This window comes from Vibrio sp. 11986-1-5 (assembly GCF_963878025.1).
Lineage (GTDB): Bacteria > Pseudomonadota > Gammaproteobacteria > Enterobacterales > Vibrionaceae > Vibrio > Vibrio injensis.
In genome coordinates, this window is record NZ_CAWNVW010000013.1 from 1 (window position 1) to 3,211 (window position 3,211).

Sequence of the window (3,211 nt, forward strand, 5' to 3'; positions counted from 1 at the left end):
GGACGGTTTTGTACATGGCAATGATGTCTGCAATGCAATGTAACCCTGTTTTTAAACAGCACTATCAAAAGTTATTAGTCGCTGGCAAACCTAAAAAAGTAGCGATCATTGCTTGCGTCAGAAAGATAGTAGTTATCCTAAATTCTATGCTCAGAGACGGCTGCATGTGGGATGCAAACAGCGCCACAAATTAACTCTTGACGCCATAGTCTCTTGTTATAACTCAAATGAGTTGATATCAACATTGTTTTATATTAAAAAGCACGCCAAATATCTATGAGTTGTTAAAAATGAACAAAAAAAACAAACATATCCTTTTAGTTGCCCTGGGCATTATATCTGTCGCTCTAATCATTGCTTTAGTGCCTTACACCTACAAGTTCCACATGACTAAATTGAGCTCAGACCCATCTGATTGGGGGGCTTTTGGATCATATTTAGGAGGGGTAATTGGAGCTGTTTTCGCCTCACTGTCTTTCGTTGGTTTATTAGTAACGGTTATCAATCAGAAACAAGAGCTGAAAGACAATGCTAAAGCACAAGAGCTACAAAGATTTGAGGACACCTTCTATTCTCTTTTGTCTATGCATAACACTTCCCTATCGGAGCTCAAAACTAGATATGAAAACAACAACCACTTTTTACACAACTTAAACACTGCTTTGGATCCAAAAAACTCTCCTAAGGAAGCTTTAGAAGAAGCACAAGATGAAATCCTTAACGACATTGAGCTTTCACAGTATTTCCGAATTCTCTATCAGGTACTTAAGTTTGTGTGCAAAAGTAACACACATAATCAAAACAGAAAGTTTTCTCTATGCTATATCAACAGTAAAGAAACGCTTACCGATGACGAAAAAATGTACGCAAGTTTAGTGCGCAGTTTTGTCCCTGTATCATTCTTGCCCGTACTTGCGATTAACTGTATACCTAGCTATTCGGGCTTAAACAATTTACCACTTTTCCATGCTTTGATAGAAAGATACGAATTCTTAGAGCATTTAAGAGCGGATAAGCTTCCTGATAACTTGAGGACTTGGGCTATTTTAGACGGATACTCATATTCCTTCGGGAAAAATACATACACCGAAGAAAAGTGCAAGAATATCGTACAGCATTTCCAGCCTCAGTATGACGAATACTTAACTGAAGGAAGTTATTTGCACACTTATAACGAGAAATCCTTATTAGAAAAGACAAAGTAAGAGGACGATTGCTCTCTCACTGCCATTTATCTATTGAGTTATAACGCCGCGTTAAGGGGTGAGCAACGTAACTGCCAACTCACCGCATTGCACTAAAAACCAATAAAATCAATGCATAACGAAAATGCTGCGCGTTGCGAATCCCTCTTGAACGCCTTGTTATAGCGCTTTTCCATTTACTAACGACCAATGGTGAGGCATTAATTCACGGAGAGTCTTAAACACCAACTCATTCTTTTCGGTTGAAATTGCTGCTCTAACATCGCCACCCCAATGAACCAAACGTTCTTGGCAAATACCACACGGAGATAGAACCAAAAACTCTCCATGTTCATCTTCACGGCATATGCATAACGAATGCGTTACCACTTCATTTAATTTATGAGCTTCCAAATAAGCACCGACTTCCATACAAAGTGACAATGCATCATTTTTCACGTCTGGAGCAACACTAGTTAGAATTTTTCCCGATTGGGTTCGCACTGCTGCCGCACCGCCCCACCCCGTCGGATATCGTTTCTCTATTAATTGTGCTGCTGCGTCATAAAGATCTTTTTCTATACTTTCCATTTCATCGATTCCGAATATTCGAGTGCGCTATAACGCCCGGTTAAGGGGCAGACAACGCTACTACCAACTTAACGCATAACACCGTAACCACAAAAACCAACGCATAATAAAAATGCCACGCGTTGGCTGTCCCTCTTGAACCGTTTGTTATGCTTAAACTTCAAACACTTAGGTTTAAGTAACCATTAGAATAACTCTGACTTTCAAACCAACCCAAGCACCAAAACTCGTTAACCTGATCGAAACCATGATTTGAACAAAAACTGAGTTAAATTCACTTCGCTCAAGATAACAAAGTGCCCTTTCAATGAAAATCTGACCAACCAAGCTCACAGCAAATTGGCGTAAAACTCGAATGAGGCAACAACGCTGAACCACAAGCGCCAGCCAAATTGCCTTTTCATTAGGCAGCGCAAAACAATAGCAAATTGCCGATGCGCTTTTGGCCGATAAGCCAAGGAACCAAATCACTCAAAGCGACTTTGAGAAAAAGAAACTCAACACGAACCGGCTCGAAACTAAAATGAGGCAAGCACTCGGAATTCACAGCATCAATTTACATGAAACCGCGACAGCATTATTCAATTGCCGACAAACACGAACGAATGGCCGAAGGAACAAAGAAAAGGCCACAACCGATTGATTTTGTGAGATTAAGCATAACGCCCGCCTAAGGGGCTGGCAACGCATAACACTAAACTCAAACACAACAACCGAAACCACCGCGGCTCAATGGGACTGGAAACGCCACGCGTTGACAGTCCCTCTTGAGGCGTTTGTTAGTTTCGTAGCCCATTGTTTAACAATGATTTTTAACACCTTTACTTGAAAAGTATTTTACGCAAATGCATCGAACATGCACACGTCCAACGCCAAAAGATGTGAAGTTACCTGTCAAATATCAAAACGATCAAGGTTAAGTTGGCCACGGTTAAGAGTCCGCGACAAAGAAAGCAAGCTCACAGCGATAATGCTGCCTTTTGTGAAACCAAATTTGCCGTGTTGAATATCCGACAATATTGAAGCATCGAGGCTTGTGGGTTTTCAGCGACTTTGAAATAGCTGAACTTTCAACACTTTCTACCAAATCAGCATCAGGAAAAACTCAAAAGCCAAATAGTGCGACTTGAACGCTTAAGGCTGATTTTTCAGGGCATTGAATCTGAGCTTTTGATGATTTTTTCTAGATAGAAACTAACGCCGCGTTAAGGGGCAGCCAACGCTACTACCAACTTTCCGCATAATACCGTAACCATAAAAATCAACGCATAATAAAAATGCCACGCGTTGGCTGTCCCTCTTGAACGCCTTGTATGGATAATAACTAACGAATAAGGGTAAAGTGAGACCCAGACTTTAGCTGCAACTAAAGTTCTCTATCTGATAGTTCGATTGAATTGTGGCTCCTCTATCGAGAGACCGATAACAAGAGCGAA

Annotated in this window: 2 protein-coding genes and 2 pseudogenes; 2 read left to right on the forward strand and 2 right to left on the reverse strand. The window is 40.9% G+C overall.

All coding sequences use genetic code 11. The annotated features are described in order from the left end of the window. Positions 1-194 (forward strand): annotated as a pseudogene (locus tag AACS00_RS05815) (IS110 family transposase); the annotation flags it as partial. Positions 195-290: 96 nt separating this feature from the next. Then, the gene (locus AACS00_RS05820) at positions 291-1,205 is read left to right on the forward strand and encodes a putative phage abortive infection protein (RefSeq protein WP_110168442.1); all 915 of its coding nucleotides are present in this window, start codon (positions 291-293) and stop codon (positions 1,203-1,205) included. A 159-nt stretch (positions 1,206-1,364) separates the two neighbouring features. Here the strand turns inward: AACS00_RS05820 and AACS00_RS05825 are convergent, their stop codons facing one another. Beyond that, entirely contained in the window at positions 1,365-1,775 is a 411-nt protein-coding gene (locus AACS00_RS05825) for a cytidine deaminase (RefSeq protein WP_110168443.1), read from the reverse strand. Between the two features lie 897 nt (positions 1,776-2,672). After that, positions 2,673-2,795, reverse strand: a pseudogene (locus tag AACS00_RS05830) (DUF645 family protein); the annotation flags it as partial. Between the last annotated feature and the right edge of the window lie 416 nt (positions 2,796-3,211).

Coding starts and splice junctions, on each gene's coding strand:
- AACS00_RS05825 (WP_110168443.1), bottom strand. CDS start 1,775: ATGGAAAGTATAGAAAAAGATCTTTATGACGCAGCAGCACAATTAATA.
- AACS00_RS05820 (WP_110168442.1), top strand. CDS start 291: ATGAACAAAAAAAACAAACATATCCTTTTAGTTGCCCTGGGCATTATA.